Source organism: Sphingomonas sp. UBA978, from assembly GCF_002292295.1.
Classification (GTDB): Bacteria; Pseudomonadota; Alphaproteobacteria; order Sphingomonadales; family Sphingomonadaceae; genus Sphingomonas.
Genome location: NZ_DBBS01000013.1, coordinates 23,357 through 41,170, shown reverse-complemented (window position 1 = coordinate 41,170; position 17,814 = coordinate 23,357). Strand labels below are relative to the sequence as shown.

Annotated in this window: 17 protein-coding genes; 12 read left to right on the top strand and 5 right to left on the bottom strand. The window is 68.4% G+C overall.

Features of this window, described 5'->3' with window-relative positions:
• Window positions 1-210 precede the first annotated feature (210 nt).
• Window positions 211-1,872, bottom strand: a complete 1,662-nt coding sequence (ctaD, locus tag B2515_RS06050) for a cytochrome c oxidase subunit I (protein WP_293874813.1) — start codon at window positions 1,870-1,872, stop codon at window positions 211-213.
• A 1-nt stretch (window position 1,873) separates the two neighbouring features.
• Entirely contained in the window at window positions 1,874-3,013 is a 1,140-nt protein-coding gene (coxB, locus tag B2515_RS06045) for a cytochrome c oxidase subunit II (protein WP_414711366.1), read from the bottom strand.
• A 215-nt stretch (window positions 3,014-3,228) separates the two neighbouring features.
• Between coxB and pyrE the strand changes: the two genes are divergently transcribed.
• The 8 genes from pyrE to B2515_RS06005 all read left to right on the top strand — a co-directional run bounded on the left by pyrE (window position 3,229) and on the right by B2515_RS06005 (window position 10,040).
• Window positions 3,229-3,810 (top strand): orotate phosphoribosyltransferase, encoded by a 582-nt coding sequence (pyrE, locus tag B2515_RS06040; protein ID WP_293874809.1) that lies wholly within the window; start codon window positions 3,229-3,231, stop codon window positions 3,808-3,810.
• Complete coding sequence (locus B2515_RS06035; protein WP_293874807.1) at window positions 3,807-4,538, top strand: pyridoxine 5'-phosphate synthase; 732 nt, start codon at window positions 3,807-3,809, stop codon at window positions 4,536-4,538. Before pyrE ends, B2515_RS06035 begins: the two co-directional genes overlap by 4 nt.
• Before the next feature lie 252 nt (window positions 4,539-4,790).
• Window positions 4,791-5,201, top strand: coding sequence for a holo-ACP synthase (gene acpS, locus B2515_RS06030; RefSeq protein WP_293874806.1), 411 nt, complete (start codon window positions 4,791-4,793; stop codon window positions 5,199-5,201).
• A complete protein-coding gene (lepB, locus tag B2515_RS06025) occupies window positions 5,198-6,139 on the top strand; it encodes a signal peptidase I (RefSeq protein WP_293874805.1) in 942 nt (313 codons plus the stop codon). Before acpS ends, lepB begins: the two co-directional genes overlap by 4 nt.
• Before the next feature lies 1 nt (window position 6,140).
• Complete coding sequence (locus B2515_RS06020) at window positions 6,141-7,205, top strand: AI-2E family transporter (RefSeq protein WP_293874804.1); 1,065 nt, start codon at window positions 6,141-6,143, stop codon at window positions 7,203-7,205.
• A gap of 255 nt (window positions 7,206-7,460) precedes the next feature.
• A complete protein-coding gene (locus B2515_RS06015) occupies window positions 7,461-8,324 on the top strand; it encodes a hypothetical protein (RefSeq protein ID WP_293874802.1) in 864 nt (287 codons plus the stop codon).
• Window positions 8,321-8,839, top strand: coding sequence for a DUF2141 domain-containing protein (locus B2515_RS06010; protein WP_293874800.1), 519 nt, complete (start codon window positions 8,321-8,323; stop codon window positions 8,837-8,839). Before B2515_RS06015 ends, B2515_RS06010 begins: the two co-directional genes overlap by 4 nt.
• Window positions 8,840-8,852: 13 nt before the next feature.
• Window positions 8,853-10,040: a glycosyltransferase gene (locus B2515_RS06005; RefSeq protein WP_293874798.1), complete on the top strand. Its 1,188-nt coding sequence runs from the start codon at window positions 8,853-8,855 to the stop codon at window positions 10,038-10,040.
• On the opposite strand, the gene B2515_RS06000 is transcribed toward B2515_RS06005, so the two are convergent.
• The 3 genes from B2515_RS06000 to ubiG are packed head-to-tail and all read right to left on the bottom strand — an operon-like array spanning window position 10,016 to window position 12,959.
• On the bottom strand, window positions 10,016-10,738 hold the full coding sequence (locus B2515_RS06000; protein ID WP_293874797.1) for a polysaccharide deacetylase family protein: 723 nt from the start codon (window positions 10,736-10,738) through the stop codon (window positions 10,016-10,018). The two genes, B2515_RS06005 and B2515_RS06000, sit on opposite strands and share 25 nt — an antisense overlap.
• Window positions 10,735-12,171 carry an ArnT family glycosyltransferase gene (locus tag B2515_RS05995; protein ID WP_293874796.1) on the bottom strand — a complete coding sequence of 479 codons (1,437 nt, stop codon included), beginning with the start codon at window positions 12,169-12,171 and terminating at the stop codon, window positions 10,735-10,737. The genes B2515_RS06000 and B2515_RS05995 overlap by 4 nt, the downstream gene beginning before the upstream one ends.
• A gap of 14 nt (window positions 12,172-12,185) precedes the next feature.
• Complete coding sequence (gene ubiG, locus B2515_RS05990) at window positions 12,186-12,959, bottom strand: bifunctional 2-polyprenyl-6-hydroxyphenol methylase/3-demethylubiquinol 3-O-methyltransferase UbiG (RefSeq protein WP_293874794.1); 774 nt, start codon at window positions 12,957-12,959, stop codon at window positions 12,186-12,188.
• Window positions 12,960-13,011: 52 nt separating this feature from the next.
• Here ubiG and B2515_RS05985 point away from each other — a divergent pair, with 52 nt between their 5' ends.
• The 4 genes from B2515_RS05985 (at window position 13,012) to B2515_RS05970 (ending at window position 17,780) form a co-directional block, all read left to right on the top strand.
• Window positions 13,012-14,286 carry an aspartate kinase gene (locus B2515_RS05985; RefSeq protein WP_293874792.1) on the top strand — a complete coding sequence of 425 codons (1,275 nt, stop codon included), beginning with the start codon at window positions 13,012-13,014 and terminating at the stop codon, window positions 14,284-14,286.
• Between the two features lie 11 nt (window positions 14,287-14,297).
• A complete protein-coding gene (locus tag B2515_RS05980; RefSeq protein WP_293874790.1) occupies window positions 14,298-15,752 on the top strand; it encodes an ATP-binding protein in 1,455 nt (484 codons plus the stop codon).
• A 160-nt stretch (window positions 15,753-15,912) separates the two neighbouring features.
• Window positions 15,913-16,899, top strand: a complete 987-nt coding sequence (locus tag B2515_RS05975; protein WP_293874788.1) for an NAD(P)H-dependent flavin oxidoreductase — start codon at window positions 15,913-15,915, stop codon at window positions 16,897-16,899.
• Window positions 16,900-17,015: 116 nt separating this feature from the next.
• Window positions 17,016-17,780 carry a hypothetical protein gene (locus B2515_RS05970; RefSeq protein ID WP_293874786.1) on the top strand — a complete coding sequence of 255 codons (765 nt, stop codon included), beginning with the start codon at window positions 17,016-17,018 and terminating at the stop codon, window positions 17,778-17,780.
• The last annotated feature ends 34 nt before the right edge of the window (window positions 17,781-17,814 follow it).

Genomic DNA, 17,814 nt, shown 5'->3' with positions numbered 1-17,814 from the left:
GAAGCGTAACGATTGCCGATGGGTGGGAACGGGCAAAGAAAAAGCCCCGGGGGTGGCCCGGGGCTTCTGGAGGTCTGTCTGTCGCGGGCCCGTCATGGGAGTGAATCCCATGACGTCGACTCGCGGCATTGCCACGTCGGCCGGGCCGGGGCCGTGCGAGCCGGCAGGCCCGCACCGGCGGACAGCGGCGCTGTCCGCCTCGGCCCCGCCTCAATCGATCCGCGGCAGCGTTTCGAACTGGTGATACGGCGGCGGCGAGGACAGCGTCCATTCCAGCGTCGTCGCGCCTTCGCCCCAGGGATTGTCCGGCGCCTTCGGACCCGCGATCAGCGACCAGATCACGTTGACGAAGAAGATCGCCATGCCCGCGGCCATGATCTCATAGCCGTGGCTCGCCATCGCATTCCACGTCGCATAGGCGTCCGGATAGTCCGGATAGCGGCGCGGCATGCCCTGCAGGCCGAGGAAGTGCATCGGGAAGAACAGCACGTTCACGCCGACGAAGAATACCCAGAAGTGCAGCTGGCCGAGCAGCTCGTTGTACATCTTCCCGAACATCTTCGGGAACCAGTAATAGAAGCCGGCGAACAGGCCGAACACCGCACCGAGGCTGAGCACGTAGTGGAAGTGCGCCACCACGTAATAGGTGTCCTGCATGTAATCGTCGATGCCGCCATTGGCGAGCACGACGCCGGTGACGCCGCCGACCGTGAACATGAAGATGAAGCCGATCGCCCAGACCATCGGCGTCTTGAACGACAGCGAACCGCCCCACATCGTCGCGATCCAGCTGAAGATCTTGATGCCGGTCGGCACCGCGATCACCATCGTCGCGGCGGTGAAGTACATCTTCACGTTCACGCTGAGGCCGGTGACGAACATGTGGTGCGCCCAGACGACGAAGCCGACGACGCCGATCGCGACCATGGCATAGGCCATGCCGAGATAACCGAAGACGGGCTTGCGGCTGAACGTCGCGATGATCTGGCTGACGATGCCGAAGCCCGGCAGGATCATGATGTAGACTTCGGGATGGCCGAAGAACCAGAACAGATGCTGGTACAGGATCGGATCGCCGCCGCCGGCCGGATCGAAGAAGGTCGTGCCGAAGTTGCGGTCGGTGAGCAGCATCGTGATCGCCGCGGCGAGCACCGGCAGCGCGAGCAGCAGCAGGAAGGCGGTGACCAGCACCGACCAGACGAACAGCGGCATCTTGTGCAGCGTCATGCCCGGCGCGCGCATGTTGAAGATCGTCGTGATGAAGTTGATCGCGCCGAGGATCGACGAGGCGCCCGCGAGGTGGAGCGACAGGATCGCCATGTCCACCGACGGCCCCGGCTCGCCATAGGTCGAGAGCGGGGCATAGACCGTCCAGCCGGTGCCGGCGCCGCCGAAGAAGGGCGAGGCGAGCAGCAGCGAAAAGGCGGGGATCAGCAGCCAGAACGACACGTTGTTCATGCGCGGGAACGCCATGTCGGGCGCGCCGATCATGATCGGCACGAACCAGTTGCCGAAGCCGCCGATCATCGCCGGCATCACCATGAAGAACACCATGATGAGGCCGTGCGCGGTGATGAGCACGTTCCACAGGTGGAGCGCATGGTCGAGCCCGCCGTCGCCGCCGGGCAGGAAATTGGCCCAGCCGACCAGATACTGGATGCCGGGATGCGCCAGCTCGGCGCGCATCAGGCCCGAGATCGCGCCACCGATGATCCCCGCGACGATCGCGAAGATCAGGTAGAGCGTCCCGATGTCCTTGTGGTTGGTCGACATGAACCAGCGGGCGAAGAAGCCCGGCTTATGGTCCGCATCGTGATGCGCATGGTCGTCGTGGGCGACGAATGCGGAGGGATGGAGGGCGGTATCGGTCATCTTACTGTCCCGCGTTGCCGGTGGCCGGATTGCCGGTCGCACCCTGCGTGGAAGTGGGGGCTGCATTGGTCACGTTCTCGACCGGGCCGGTGGCGGCGTCGGCCGCATTGCCCTGCGCCTCCTTCGCCGCGGAGCCTTCGGCGCCGGGCTGCGGAATGACCTTGTCGGACGGCGTGCCAGGCGTCGGCATCGTGCCGCCCTTGGCGCGGACCCAGGCGGCGAATTCCGCCGGGGGCACCGCCTGCACCGCGATCGGCATGAACGCATGGCGCGCGCCGCACAGTTCGGAGCACTGGCCGAAGTACAGGCCGGGCTTGGCGATGGTGAAGCTGGTTTCGTTCAACCGGCCCGGCACCGCGTCGAGCTTGATCCAGAAGGCGGGGACCGCCCAGCTGTGGATCACGTCCTGCGAGGTGGTGATGAGGCGGATCGGCACGCCGACCGGCAGCACGATGCGGTTGTCGGCGGCGAGCAGGCGGGGACCGTCGGCGTCGGTGCGGAACCGCTCGCCCTTGGCGACCTGGTCCTTTTCCTTCAGCATGTTGGCGGTGATCTCGAACCCGCCGTTATCGGGATATTGATACGACCAATACCATTGGTTGCCGATCGCCTTCAGCGTCACCGCGCCGGCCGGGGCGGGCTTGAACTGCGCCTGAAGCAGCCCGATCGACGGCACCGCGATCAGCACCAGGATGATGACCGGGGCCAGCGTCCAGATGATCTCGATCGCCGTATTGTGGCTGGTCTTCGACGGGATCGGGTTCGCCGCCTTGCGGAAGCGGATCACGACATAGATCAGCAGCAGCAGCACGAACACGCTGATGACGGTAATCAGCGGGAACAGGATCGAATCGTGAAACCAGTGGGCGAATTCGCCGTTGGTCGTCACCTGCGGCTGGATGCCGATGCGACCGTCGACCGGGTGGCCGACGCCCGGTTCGATCGCGATCGCGGGGGCCCCGTCCTGCGCGAGCAGCGGCGAGGCGGGGGCGGCGGGCGCGGTTGCGCCGGCGGTGGTGGGGGCGATGTTGGACACGCCGGCGGGTGCGGCGGCGCCTTGCGGAGCGGGTGCGGCGTGCGACGCGGCCCCCAGTCCTGCCAGCGCCAGCCCGGTGGCCAGTGCGATCCCCTTGAACCTCATGCGCATGCGTGTCGTCACCCCGTCCAGATTCCCTCGCCCGCCCGGCGAACGGGCCGTTATGGGCGCAAGACTGCACCCCTTTTGCCATGGCCTATACGCGGGGGTGCCGTCCGCCTCAAGCGCCCGCATATGTTTATGACGCATGGGCCGCTTGGCGAGCGGGTCATGAGAACCTATGAGCCGCGGTGACCGACGTATTGCTTGCGAGACCGCCGATGACCGACGACGACGTGCTGGCCGAATTCCGCGCCGCCGATGCCCTGCTGGAGGGGCATTTCATCCTGTCGTCGGGGCTGCACAGTTCGCGCTACCTGCAATGCGCCCGCGTGCTGATGGACCCGCGCCGCGGCGCCCGCCTGTCGGAGGCGCTGGTGGCGCGCATCCCGGCGGAGATCAAGGCGCGGATCAGCGCGGTCGTGTCCCCCGCGATGGGCGGCGTGATCGCCGGCCATGAGATGGCGCGCGCGCTGGGGGTGGAGGCGATGTTCGTCGAACGGCCCACCGGCACCTTCGAACTGCGCCGCGGTTTCCGGCTCGAACCGGGGCAGGCGGTGCTGATGATGGAGGACGTCGTCACCACCGGCCTGTCGAGCCGCGAGGCGATCGTGGCGATCGAGGCGGCGGGCGGCACGGTGATGGCCGGCGCTTCGCTGGTCGACCGGTCGGGCGGCACCGTCGATCTGGGCGTGCCCTTCTATTCGCTGATCCGCCTCGACGTGCCGACCTATGCGGCGGACGCGCTGCCGCCCGAACTCGCGGCGGTGCCCGCGATCAAGCCGGGCAGCCGCGCGGCGTGAGCCGGTCGCTGCGCCTCGGCGTCAACATCGACCATGTCGCCACCGTGCGCAACGCGCGCGGGGCGGGCTATCCCGATCCGGTGCGCGCCGGCGTGCTCGCCGCCGAGGCGGGGGCGGACGGCATCACCGCGCATCTGCGCGAGGACCGGCGCCACATCACCGACGACGATATCGCGCGGCTGGCGGCCGGACTGACGATCCCGCTCAACCTCGAAATGGCGGCGACCGACGAGATGCTGGCGATCGCATTGCGTCATCGCCCGCATGCGGCGTGCATCGTGCCGGAAAAGCGCGAAGAACTGACCACCGAGGGCGGGCTGGACGCGGCGGGGCAGTTCGCCCGGCTGGCGCCGCTGGTCGCGCAATTGCGCGATGCGGGCATCCGCGTGTCGCTGTTCATCGAACCCGATGCGGCGCAGATCGATGCGGCGATCCGGCTGGGTGCACCGGTCGTCGAACTGCACACCGGCCGTTACGCGGAGATCGGAGGCGAGGCGCGCACCGCGGAGCTGCGCCGGCTGTCGGACGCGGCGGCGCTGGCGGCGAAGAACGGGATCGAGGTGCATGCGGGGCATGGCCTGACCTTCGACAATGTCGGTCCGATCGCGGCGATCCCGCAGGTGCGCGAACTCAACATCGGCCATTTCCTGGTCGGCGAGGCGCTGTTCGTCGGCCTCGGCGACGCCGTGCGGCGGATGCGCGAGGAGATGGATGCGGCGCGTGGGTGATGGCCTCGCCAAGACGCCGATGCAGGGAGGGAGTAGGGTGCTGCGCGCGGCGGCGCGGAGGCGCGGGGAAGAAAGTGCGGCCGGCCGTCCGGTTCGGAGCGGCCGCTGTCGCGGTCCGTCGATCCGGCCTGCTTTGGCAGCGCCTCCGGTGCGATACCCGACACGAGCCCCGATCGCGGCCCATTCATTCTCCCCTCCTCCGCGTCTCCGCGTCTCCGCGCGAACCCATCGTCTCATTGCCGGACCCGGGGTATGATCGTCGGCCTCGGCTCCGACCTCTGCAACATCGAGCGTATCCAGCAGTCGCTCGACCGGTTCGGCGAACGGTTCGAGGCGCGGGTGTTCACGCCGCACGAGCGCGCCAAGGCGGCGCGGCGGCCGTTTACCAAGGCGGGGACGCTCGCCAAGCGCTTCGCCGCCAAGGAGGCCTTTTCCAAGGCGGTCGGCACCGGTTTCCGCGCGGGCGTGTTCATGAAGGACATCGGCGTCGTCAACGCCCCCTCGGGCGCGCCGACCCTGTCGCTGACCGGCGGGGCCAAGCAACGGCTTGACGCGTTGATCCCCGAAGGCCACGTCGCGGCCGTACATTTGACCCTGACCGACGATCATCCCTGGGCGCAAGCCTTTGTGATTATCGAGGCAATTCCGGATCCCAAGGCATGAAGGACGCGGTGTTGGACGGCAATCAGCCCAGCGAAGCGGGGACCGTTCCGCCGACGGCCACCGTCAAGAAGACGACCGACTGGTGGGGCGAGATCAAGGGCATCTTCTGGCTGATCCTGATCGTGCTCGGCTTCCACAGCTTCGTCGCCAAGCCCTTCTACATCCCGTCCGAATCGATGCTGCCGGGGCTGCGGATCGGCGACCGGCTGGTGGTGTCGAAATTCGCCTATGGCTGGTCCTTCGTCTCGCCGACGATCCCCAATCCGGTCGCGATCTTCCGCAGCGTCGTGCTGCGCCAGCAGGAGGACAGCTGGAGCGTCGGCCTCCCCTTCGTCCACGGCCGCCTGCTGGGCAGCCTGCCGGAGCGCGGCGACGTCGTCATCGTCACGCCGCCCGGCACCCGCAACGACTATATCAAGCGCGTCATCGGCCTGCCCGGCGACACGCTGGCGGTGCAGGGCGGGACGGTGATCCTCAACGGCAAGCCGATCGCGCGCGGGCCGATGCATTATGTCGACCTGCCGGTCGACACCAACAGCCCGTGCAGCGACAGCGAATATTATGGTGCGCGCCGGCCCGCGCCCGGCGGCGGCTATGTCTGCCACCTGCCGATCGTCACCGAGACGCTGCCCAACGGCCGCTATTACGACACCGTCGACATGGAGCCGGACAGCCCCGGCGACAATTTCGCGACGGTGAAGATCCCCGCCGGCCACGTCTTCCTGATGGGCGACAATCGCGACCGGTCGGCGGACAGCCGCTTCTCGCTGTCGCAGCTCGGGCTCGGCGGGCCGGTGCCGTACGAGAATCTGGGTGGCCGCGCCGAATTCCTGACCTTCAGCCTCGACGGCGATGCGGGGTGGAACCCGCTCACCTGGTGGGGCTCGTTCCGCTCCGGCCGCGCCGGCGTGTCGCTCCACCCGGCCGAAGGGAAGTAGGATGGGCGCGTCGCAGCCCGTGCAGGAGCCCAGCCCCAACGAGCTGCGCGATCCCTTCATCCGTCAGGAGCTGAAGCGCGCGACGGTCTGGCTGGGGCTGGCCGGCGGGATCGCGCTGGCGGTGATCCTGGTCCAGCCGCTGCTCATCATCTTCGCCGGGCTGGTGTTCGCCGCCCTGCTCGACGGCGGCGTGCGGCTGCTCGGCAAGGTGCTGCCGATCGGGCGCGGCTGGCGGCTGCTGATCGTCATGGTGCTGACCATCGCCTTTCTGGTCGGCACCTTCTACCTTACTGGCGTGCAGGTGTCGGCGCAGTTCGCGCAGTTGCGCACCACGCTGGAATCGCAGGCCAATCGCGTCGCCGGCTGGCTGAGCGCGCAGGGGCTGATGCCCGGCGCCTCCGACGTCAGCGGCATCGCGCGCCAGGCGTTGAGCTCGGTCGGGCGGATCACCTCCTGGGTCGGCACCGCCTTCGGCGCGCTGACCACGATGTTCATGATTATCGTCATCGGATTGTTCGTCGCGATGGACCCGGGCACGTACCGCCGCGGCGTCGAATGGATGGTGCCGCGGTCCAATCGCGCCGAATTCGCGGTGGTGATGGAGCGGATGGGCAAGACGCTCCGCCGTCTGCTCGCCGGCCGCCTGCTCGGCATGCTGGCGGAGGGCATCCTGACCTGGATCGCGCTGTCGATCGGCGGCGTGCCGATGGCGATGATCCTCGGCATCCTCACCGGGCTGCTCGCCTTCATCCCCAATATCGGCGCGTTCATCAGCGGCGCGCTGATGGTCGCGGTCGGCTTTTCGGCGGGGACCGACGTCGGCTTCTGGGCGATCGGCACCTATATCGTCGTGCAGGGCTTCGACGGCTACGTCCTGCTGCCGATCGTCGCCAAGAAGACGGTCGACCTGCCGCCGGCACTGACGCTGGGCGCGCAGATCATGGCGAGCGCGCTGTTCGGCATCCTCGGCCTCGCGCTCGCCGATCCGATGACCGCGATGGTCAAGACCGCGCTGGAGCGCAGTTCGGAACGCGAGTCCGAAGCGGACGAACCGGAACCGGCGTGATCGCACGCGCGCCCGGGGGAAGTGCCGTGCGTGCAATGGCTTACCCGTAAAGCGTGCGAAACCGCCCCGCCGACCGCCCCGGCAACGACCCCTGTGACACCCCGATGAAGCCGATTTCATGTGCGTCGCGGCCCTTTTGACGTTAAGCGGCGCCACCTTCATCGTTCGGATTTACGGGTGCAGATCGACCATAGTCCAGGCCGCCCCCGCACCGACTTCGTGCCGGCGTCCCCCGACATTGCGGGACTACAACCCTTGAAGACCATCAAGAGCCGCTGGCCCGCGATCATCGGCGCGCTGGTGACCCTCGCCATGCTGGCGGGGCTGGGGCATGAGCTGCTCAGCTCGGGCCTCGCCGGGCTCAATCGCGCCACGCCGCGCAACCCGCTGTTCTACATCGCCTTCGCCGCGCTCTATTTCGTGCCGCCGCTGGCCGACTACCTCATCTTCCGCCGGCTGTGGCGCATCCCGCTGTCCGGCCTCGTCGCGCTCATCAAGAAGCGGATCGCGAACGACGTGGTGATGGGCTATTCCGGCGAGGCCTATTTCTACGCCTGGGCACGGGCGCGGACGCAACTGGTCGCGGCGCCGTTCGGCGCGGTCAAGGACGTGTCGATCCTGTCGGCGATCGCCGGCAATGCGGTGACGCTGGCGATGATCGCGGTGGCGCTGCCCGTCGGGCGCGACCTGATCTCGCCCGACATGATGCGGCTGGTCTACGGATCGCTGGCGGTGATCTTCGGCACGTCGCTGCCGTTCCTGATCTTTTCCCGCAAGGTCTTCTCGCTGCCGCGCCGCGACCTGTGGATGGTGTTCGGCATGCATTGCGCGCGGCTGATCCTCAGCACGCTGCTGCTCGCGGTCGCCTGGGCGCTGGCGATGCCGAGCGCGGCGATCGGCACCTGGCTGTTCCTGTCGGCGGGGCGGCTGCTGTTCTCGCGCCTGCCGCTGCTGCCCAACAAGGACCTGCTGTTCGCCAATTTCGCGATCCTGATGATCGGGCAGGACCAGGCGCTGTCCGAACTGATCGCCTTCACCGCGGCGGCGGTGCTGCTGGTCCATGCGCTGCTGATCGTCCTGTTCGGCCTCCACCATCTTGCGACGCGGAGGCGGGAATGAAGCTGTTGCTGATCGCATTGCCGGCGATGCTGACGATCCCCGCGCCGGCGGCAGCGCAGATCCTCGGCAGCGATGCGGCGGCGTGCAGTCCCGGCGGCGGCCCGGCGATCCTCGCGGAGGTGACCGGGCTGAAGGACCGCAAGGGCCGGCTGAAGCTGGAGCTCTATCCGGCGAACGAGGCGGATTTCCTCGAGGACGACGACAAATTGATCGCCGCGGGCAAGACGTTCCGCCGGGTGTGGACGGGGGTGCCGGCGAGCGGCGCGGTGGCGATCTGCATCCGCGTGCCGCATCCCGGGCGCTATGCGCTGCTCGTCACCCACGACCGCGACGGCAGGAACAAGTTCAATTTCTTCTCCGACGGCGCCGGTTTTCCCGGCGAGGGCAAGCTCGGCATGTCGCGGCCCAAGGTCGAGCGCGCGATCGTCGAGGTCGGCTCTGCTACCGCCGAGCGCGTCGTGAGGATGCAATATCTGCGCGGGTTGGGCGGCTTCGCCCCGGTCAAAAGCGAGTGATTTAGGCCCGCGCATGAGAATCGTCGACGTCAACGAAATCTATTCGCCGACCGGCGGCGGCGTGCGCACTTATATCGACCGCAAGATCGAGGTGCTGGCGGCGATGGGGCATGAGCTGATCGTGCTCGCCCCCGGCCGCGAGGACCGGGTCGAGGCGCGGCCCGGCGGCGGCGCGGTCCATTACATCAAGGCGATGGGCATGCCGTTCGACGCCAATTACGGCCTGTTCTGGGATGCCGAACCGCTGCGCCGGCGGCTCGACGCGCTCGATCCCGACGTGGTCGAGAATTGCTCGCCGTGGCGCAGCGCCTGGGTCGTCGCGGGCTGGGAAGGGCGGGCGATCCGCTCGTTCTTCATGCACAACGACAATCTCGAGGCCTATGCCAAGCGCTGGTTCAAGCCGGTGGCCTCCAGCGGGCGGATCGAGCGGGCGTTCGCCTGGTACGACCGCTATCTGGGCCGCTGCCTTGCCGGCTATGACACGGTGGTGACCAACGGCCCGTCGCTGACGCGCAAGCTGGGGGCACGCGGCGTGCGCGTCGATGCGACGATGCCGCTGGGGATCGAACGCCGCCACTTTTCGCCCGCGTTGCGCGACGAGGGCCTGCGCGCCGCGCTGCTCCAGCAATGCGGCCTGCCGCCGGAGGCGCAACTGCTGCTCGGCGTCGGCCGGCACCATCCCGAAAAGCGCTGGCCGACGGTGATCGACGCGGTGCGCCGGGTCGGGACGCAGGCGCCGGTCGGGCTCGTCATCCTCGGGCAGGGGATGGATACGAAGACGCTGGAAAAGCATATCGGCGACAATCCGCACATCCGCCTGTTCCGCCCCGTCTACGACCGCCACCGGCTGGCGACGATCATGGCGAGCGCCGACGCCTATATACACGGCTGCGGCACCGAGACGTTCGGGCTGGTCCCCGCCGAGGCGCTGGCGAGCGGCACGCCGCTGATCGTGCCCGACGGCGGCGGCACCGCGGAGATCGCCGATCCGCTGTTCGCCGAGGTCTACGAACAGCGCGACGCGCATTCCTGCGCCGATGCGATCCTACGCATGCTGGCGCGCGACCGCGGCCTCGTCCGCCGCGCCGCGGCGGTGGCGGCGACGCGGGTGCGCAGCGACGAGGCGCATGCCGCCGATCTGGTCGCGCATTATGCCGCGGTGATCGCGGCGCGGGATCAGCCGCGCAAGAGGTCCGCATAGGCCGACGGCCGGTGCCGCCCGAAGGCGGCGAAGGTCGCGGTGATGCTGGCGAGCAGCGCCGGTACGGTTGTATCGCCCGGATGCACGGCGATCCGCACGTGGCGGGTCGGTTGCAGCGCGTGGCGCAGCGCGCCGGCGGCGGCGAGCGAACTCCACTGCCGCATCCGCGACCGGCTGGCCCAGGTGATGACCGGGCCGCGCGCGACCACCGCGCCGCCCGGGCGCCAGACCCGCGCATGATCCTCCGCCAGCGCGAAGCCGGCATCCGCCAGCGCCGCGCGCGCGCCGTCCGAATAGAGCCAGGCGGGGGCGATGAAGCCCGTCGCCGCGCGGCCGGTGATATCCTCGACCAGCGCCTTGCCGCGCCGCATCCGCTGCAACGCCTCGGCATGGCTGAGCCCGAGGAACTCGCCCTCGCCGGCGGTCATGTGCTTCGCCTTGAACCCCGCGGCGGCACCGGCGTGGCGGCTGTCGTCGCGATGCGTCCAGCCGTGGACGAACATCTCGATCCCCTCGTCCGCCCAGCCGCGCAGGCGGCGCGCGAAGGCGGGGGTGATCGGCGCGCTGGACCAGTGATCGGGCACGACCAGCATCGCCAGCCGCCGCCCGACATGGGGCGCGAGATGGTCGAGCAACCGGTCGACCTCGCCCTCGAAGCGGGGCGAGACGTCGTGGATCGAGGCGAACAGGCGTTTCATCGGCGGCGGTGATAGATGCCGATCGCCTCGTTGCCCATCGGCAGCGTCGCGGCGAGGCGATAGTCGCGCGCCATTGCCCCCATGACGAGACGGTGCGCCGCCGGGCGTTCGCCCTTGTAGGGCGGGCGGATCACCACGACCGCGGGGCGCTGCGCGAGGATGCGGCGGATCTCGCTATCCTGGTCGACGCCGGTCGCGCCCGCCTCCCGCGCGCGGATCAGGTGCGCGGGGATCAGATAGCGCGACAGCGCACAGCGGCCAGTCGCGGCGTAGAGCATCGTCGTCCCCGAATAGACGTAGAGGCAGCCGGGCCCGCGCCCCACCGCCTGTGTCATCGCCGCCAGCTCGTGCGCATCGCCGCGGCCGCGCTTCTGCAGGACCAGCACGACCTGCCCGGCGAGCGCGGCGGTCAGCAGCAGCGCGGGGGTGTAGCGACGGCGCCATGCCGCGCTGCCGAGCAGCCCGGCCGCAGCGGCACAGCCGGGCAGCAGGATCGGCAGCGCATAATGGTCGAACCACGGCCGGAAGACCGCGACGCTGGCGATCGCCACCGCCAGCCACCATGCGACGAACCGCCGTTCCCGCCGGTGATCGGAGCAGGCCCGGTCGCGGACCAGCGCGACGACCGCCAGCGCGACCATTGGTGACACGATGAGCGCCAGCTTGCCGATATTGCCCGCCAGCAGCGGCGCGGGGTCGGGCACCCGCTGGAAGATCGACACGACGTTCGCATAGACGAACGCATCCCATTGCCCGGCGGCAAGGTAATAGCCCGCCGCCGCGACGACGGGCAGCAGCGCGACCGCGACCAGCACCACGCCATAGCCGAGGAACCAGGCCGGCCGGCGCACCAGCCGCCATTCGTCGGCGAGCAGCCACAGGCCGAAGAACAGGCCCTCGAACACCAGCGACGTCTTGATCTGCAGGCCCGCGCCGATCAGCGCCATGACCAGCAGGCCGAGCGCCCGGCGGTGCGGCGACGATGCCGAGGACAGCAGCACCAGCGCCGCCGCGATCGTCAGTAGATTGTAGAAGACCGGCGTCTGCCCGCCCTGTCCGCCGAGCAGGTCGAGCCACAGGATATAGGCGAGGCCCGCCGCGGTAGCGCCGGCGGCGTGGCCGATCCGCCCGGCGAGCCGGCCGATCAGCCCGGCGGTGGCGACGGCGCTGGCGAGCGCGAGCAGCTGATAGGCCCAGATGCCCGCCGGGAAGCCGAACGCGCCGGGGACGGCATAGAGCAGGAACAGCCCGACCGGCTTGCGATCCCAGATGTCGACGAAGGGCAGCGCGCCCTGCCACATCCGCATGCCGGTGACGACGTAGAATTCCTCGTCGACATGGACCAGCGGGTTGCCGAAGGTCAGCCAGCGCGCGGCGATGCCGACGAGCAGCAGGATCGGCGGCCGCAGCCGCGGATTGGCCAGCCTATCCATCGCGGGGAACGACCCTAGGCGCGCTTCGCCGTGACGAAATAGTCGAGCTGCGTCGAATCGCTCAGCGTGAACCCGGTCGCGGGCGAGAAGCCGAGCCCGCGCACGTCGGTGACGGTCAGCCCGGCGCGGACGATCAGGTCGGTGAGCTCGTCGGGGGTGAGGAACTTGTCCCAGTCGTGCGTCCCGCGCGGGATGCGCCCCGTCCCCTCCGCCAGCGTGATGAGCGCGAGGCGCGACAGCGGCGTGCGGTTGGGAGTGGACATCACCAGCAGGCCGCCGTCGGCGAGCGATTCTGCCAGCCCGCGCACGAAGCCCGCGGGGTCGCTGACATGCTCGATCACCTCGAGGCTGGTGACGAGGTCGAACCGCTCCGTCATCGCCTCGACGCCGATCGCGCGATAGTCGATCGTGAGCCCGCTTTGGGCCGCGTGTGCCTGCGCCACAGCGATATTCTCCGCCGCCGCGTCGATCCCGGTCACCGCTGCGCCGAGCCGCGCGAGCGGTTCGCACAGCAGCCCGGCGCCGCAGCCGACGTCAAGCGCGGTCTTGCCGGCGAGCGGCGTGAAGCTGGTGTCGTCGCCGTCCCAGTGCAGGTCGACGGCGGCGCGGATATAGCCGAGCCGCGCCGGGTTGAGCTTGTGCAGCATCGCCGACGAACCCTTCGGGTCCCACCAGTCCTTGGCCATGGCGCCGAAATGCCGTGCCTCGCGCGGGTCGATCGTGCTGCCGCCCGGGGGATCGATCGTGCTCGTGCCCGGGGGATCGATCGTGCTGCTTGCGCTTATCATGGCCGCTACCTATCAGGACGGCCCCTTTACCCCAAGGAGTTTGGCGACGCAGATGGCGCGGATCGTGATGAAGTTCGGTGGCACGTCGATGGCCGGGATCGAGCGCATCCGGAGCGTCGCCGCGCGCGTCAAACGCGAGGTCGAGGCGGGCAACCAGGTCGCGGTCGTCGTCTCGGCGATGGCGGGCGAGACCGACCGGCTGGTCGGTTTCTGCCGCGAGGCGTCGTCGCTCTACGATCCGCGCGAATATGACGTCGTCGTCTCGGCGGGCGAACAGATCACCAGCGGGCTGCTCGCGATCGCGTTGCAGGCGGCGGGCGTCAAGGCGCGCTCGTGGATGGGCTGGCAGCTGCCGATCCACACCGACGATGCCTTTGCCAAGGCGCGGATCGGCACGATCGACACCGCGGCGCTGGACGCCAGCCTGTCGGCGGGCGAGGTGGCGGTGATCCCGGGCTTCCAGGGCGTGGCGGACGACGCCAATGGTGGCAGGGGCCGGATCACCACGCTCGGCCGCGGCGGGTCGGACACGTCGGCGGTCGCGGTGGCGGCGGCGATGAAGGCGGACCGCTGCGACATCTACACCGACGTCGACGGCGTCTACACCACCGATCCCCGGATCGTGCCGCGCGCGCGCAAGCTCGCCAAGGTGACCTATGAAGAGATGCTGGAACTCGCCAGCGTCGGCGCGAAGGTGTTGCAGACCCGCTCGGTCGGCCTCGCGATGAAGGAACAGGTCCGCGTCCAGGTGCTCTCGTCCTTCACCGGCGAGGACGCACCGATGGCGGACACATTGCCCGGCACGATGATCGTCGGCGAAGAGGAGATAGACGACGTGGAACGCCAGCTCATCACCGGTATCGCGCACGACAAGAACGAAGCGAAGATCACGCTCATCAGCGTGCCGGACAAGCCCGGCGCGGTCGCGACGATCTTCGAACCGCTGGCGGCGGCGAACATCAACGTCGACATGATTATCCAGAATATCGCGCACAACCACGGCTCGACCGACGTCACCTTCACGGTGCCGTCCGCCGATCTGGCGCGCAGCCTCGAATCGCTCAACCAGGGGCGCGAGGCGATCGGCTTCGCCGAGATGGTCCACGACACGCGCGTCGCCAAGATCTCGGTCGTCGGCGTCGGCATGCGCAGCCACGCGGGCGTCGCCAGCACGATGTTCACGACATTGGGCGCGCGCGGGATCAACATCCAGGCGATCTCGACCAGCGAGATCAAGGTCAGCGTGCTGATCCACGAGGACGAAACCGAACTCGCCGTCCGCGTCCTCCACACCGCCTACGGCCTCGACGCCGTGGATGCCGCCTAGGAAGGCGTGGCATGTCGGCGCAACGGGACATCGCGTGGATCGATGAGTTGCGCCGATCGGGACTCGAGGATGCGTGCGTCGAGTTCAAGCGGGACAACGATGATCCCGATATGATCGGCAAGCTGGTGTCGGCGCTGTCCAATGCGGCCCGCATAGAGGGGCGCGAGATTGCCTGCGTCCTGTGGGGCGTGGAGGATGGCACCGGAGCCGTCGTCGGCACCGACTTCGACCCCAATGCCAAGAAGGTCGGTGGGCAGGCATTCGAATTCCGGCTCGCCCAGCATCTTCGTCCCAGCCCCGCGTTCCAGTTCAGAACGGTGGACCATCCCGATGGTCGAATCGTGCTGTTGGAAATCCCTGCCGCCACGGTTGCGCCCGTCGAATATTCCGGAACCGCCTATGTGCGGGTCGGCAACGCGACGCCGAAGCTCGCCGATTTTCCCGAACGCTTTCAGCGCCTGATCGCCAATCTACGTCCCTATGTGTGGGAAAGCGCGAGCGCCATGACCTTCGTCGAGGACGACACCGTTCTCGCGCTGCTCGATTATCCAGCCTATTTCCGGCTGACCCGTCAGCAATTGCCGGCTGGCAAGGCCGGTATTCTGGAGAGGTTGGAAGCGGATCGGCTGATCGTGCGGGATGTGGGCGGCCGCTGGAACATCAGCAATCTCGGCGCCATCCTGTTCGCCACCGACCTCGACCAATTTGGCGAAGTGCTGGCGCGCAAGGCGGTTCGATTCGTTGCCTATCAAGGGCGCAATCGCGCTGCGACGGTCAGCCATCGTCAGGACGGCCGCAAGGGGTATGCCTGCGGCTTCGAAGGGCTGGTCGCCTATCTTTCCGGTATCATACCACAGGTCGAGCAAATTGGACCCGCGCTGCGGCAGAGTACCGATCTCTATCCTCAAATCGCATTGCGCGAGCTGATCGCGAACGCTCTGATCCATCAGGACATGACGGTGACCGGTGCCGGCCCGCAGATCGCCCTGTTCGCCGATCGGCTCGAGATCACGAATCCGGGCGAACCGCTCGTCAGCACCGAACGGATGATCGATCTGCCGGCGCGCTCGCGTAATGCGATGATCGGCACGCTGATGCGGCGTATGGGTTTGTGCGAAGAACAGGGCAGCGGCCTCGACAAGGTCTTGATAAGCGTGGAGGGCGCCCATCTGGCACCACCCAAATTGCAGGCCGAGCAGGGATCGATGCAGGTCATTCTGTATGGGCCGCGTTCCTTCGCCGACATGACGCCTGTCGAGCGGGTGCGGGCGTGCTATCAGCATGCCGTTCTGAAGTGGCTTGATGGTGACCGCATGCGCAATGCCTCGCTGTGCGATCGATTGGGGATCGATCGTCGCAATGCGGCGCAGGTGTCGGGCGTAATCCGGCAGGCGCTGGACGAAGGCAGGATCAAGGCTGCGGACCCCGATCACCCGCGTGCCGGCTATTATCCCTATTGGGGATAGTTCTTGATCGGGTTTTGATGCAGCGGGGGCTCGGCCTGTCAGGCTCGCTTGATTTTCCCGGTTTTCCGTACTTTTTGCGATGCAAGTTTCTTGATTGGATAGTGACATGACAGGGTATGACATCCCCGGAACCGGCGTTTCGTCGCGATTGGCCCGCCGGATGGCGCGCGGCGCGGCGTTCCTCGGCAGCGAGGTCGCGATCATGGCGGGCGCGATGTCGTGGGTGAGCGAACGCCATCTCGTGTCGGCGATGTCGAATGCGGGCGGCTTCGGCGTGATCGCCTGCGGGGCGATGACGCCCGACCTGCTCGATGCGGAGATCGCCGCGACCCGGGCGATGACCGACCGGCCGTTCGGCGTGAACCTCATCACCATGCATCCGGCGCTGTTCGACCTGATCGCGGTCTGCGCGAAGCATGCGGTCGGCCATGTCGTGCTGGCGGGCGGCTTGCCGCCCAAGGGCGCGCTGGAGGCGATCAAGGCGAGCGGCGCGAAGGTGATCTGCTTCGCACCGACGCTGGCGCTGGCGAAGAAGCTGATCCGCTCGGGCGTCGATGCGCTGGTGATCGAGGGGATGGAGGCCGGCGGCCACATCGGCCCGGTGTCGACCAGCGTGCTCGCGCAGGAGATGCTGCCCGAGATCGCCGAGCTGGTGCCGGTGTTCGTCGCCGGCGGCATCGGCCGCGGCGAGGCGATCGCGGGCTATCTCGACATGGGTGCCGCGGGCGTCCAGCTCGGCACGCGCTTCGTCTGCGCGACCGAATCGATCGCGCATGCCAATTTCAAGAAGGCGTTCATCCGCGCCTCCGCGCGCGATGCGATCGCCAGCGTGCAGATCGACCCGCGCCTGCCGGTGATCCCGGTCCGCGCGCTGAAGAATGCGGCGGGCGAATTGTTCGGCGCCAAGCAGCGCGAGGTGGCGCTGCTGCTCGACGGCGGCAAGGTCGAGATGCTCGAGGCGCAGCTGCAGATCGAACATTATTGGGCGGGCGCGCTGCGCCGCGCGGTGATCGACGGCGATATCGAACATGGTTCGGTGATGGCCGGCCAGTCGGTCGGCATGGTGACGAAGGAAGAGCCGATCGCCGAGATCATCGGCGCGCTGATGGCCGAAGCGGCCTCGGCACTGGAAAAGCGCGCGGGCTAGACGCTTTCGGCGATGCGGCGGATGGAATGCGACGGGCCGCATTCCATCCTTACCCTGCGTTAACCATTGTTCGGCCAAACCCTTCCCTGCCGGGGGGCAGGAAGGACGAGTTGGCGATGCGCCGTTATGTTGCTCTCACTGCCGTCGGCCTCGCGCTGCTCGCCGGTTGCGCGGTCCGGCCGAAGCTGGTCGCGGTCGCACCACCGCCGCCGCCTGCGCCCGCGCCCGCACCGCTGGCGATGCCCAAGGGGGCCTATGTCGGCATGCAGATCCCGGCGCTGATGAGCGACGGCCGTTATGCCACGCCCAATCGCAACCTGTCCGGCGACGGTGCGGTCTGGCATCTGCGCGCCGCGCTCAACGTCGCCGCGCTCGCCTGTCGCGGACCGGACGAGGCGACGATCGTCGCCGGCTACAATGCGCTGCTCGCCAGCCAGAAGGCGACGCTCAACGCCGCGCAGACCCGGTTGACGGCGGAATACAAGACGCGGTTCGGGGCGAAGGGCGGCGACTGGCAGGACCGCTACGACGACCAGATGACGCGGCTCTACAATTTCTTCTCGCAGGCACAGGCCCGCGACGCCTTCTGCAACGCCGCCGTCGCGACGCTCGCCGACGGCGCGACGGTCGCGCCCGCCGATCTGCCCGCCTTCGCCAGCGGCCGCCTCGCCGTGCTCGAAAAGCCGTTCACCGATTTCTACGCCGCCTATGACGCATGGCGGGCCGAGCGCGCCGCCGCCAGCCGGATGGCGATGACGAACATTGCGCAAGCCGCCCCGCGGACGGTGCAGGCGATCCCCGTCGCGACGCCCGCCGCGCGGCCGCGGCTGGAACTCGATCCCAGCATCTTCGCCGAGGCGAGCGCGACCGTCACCGACTGATCGGGGTTCCCCCTGCGCGTGGGTTCGGTTAACG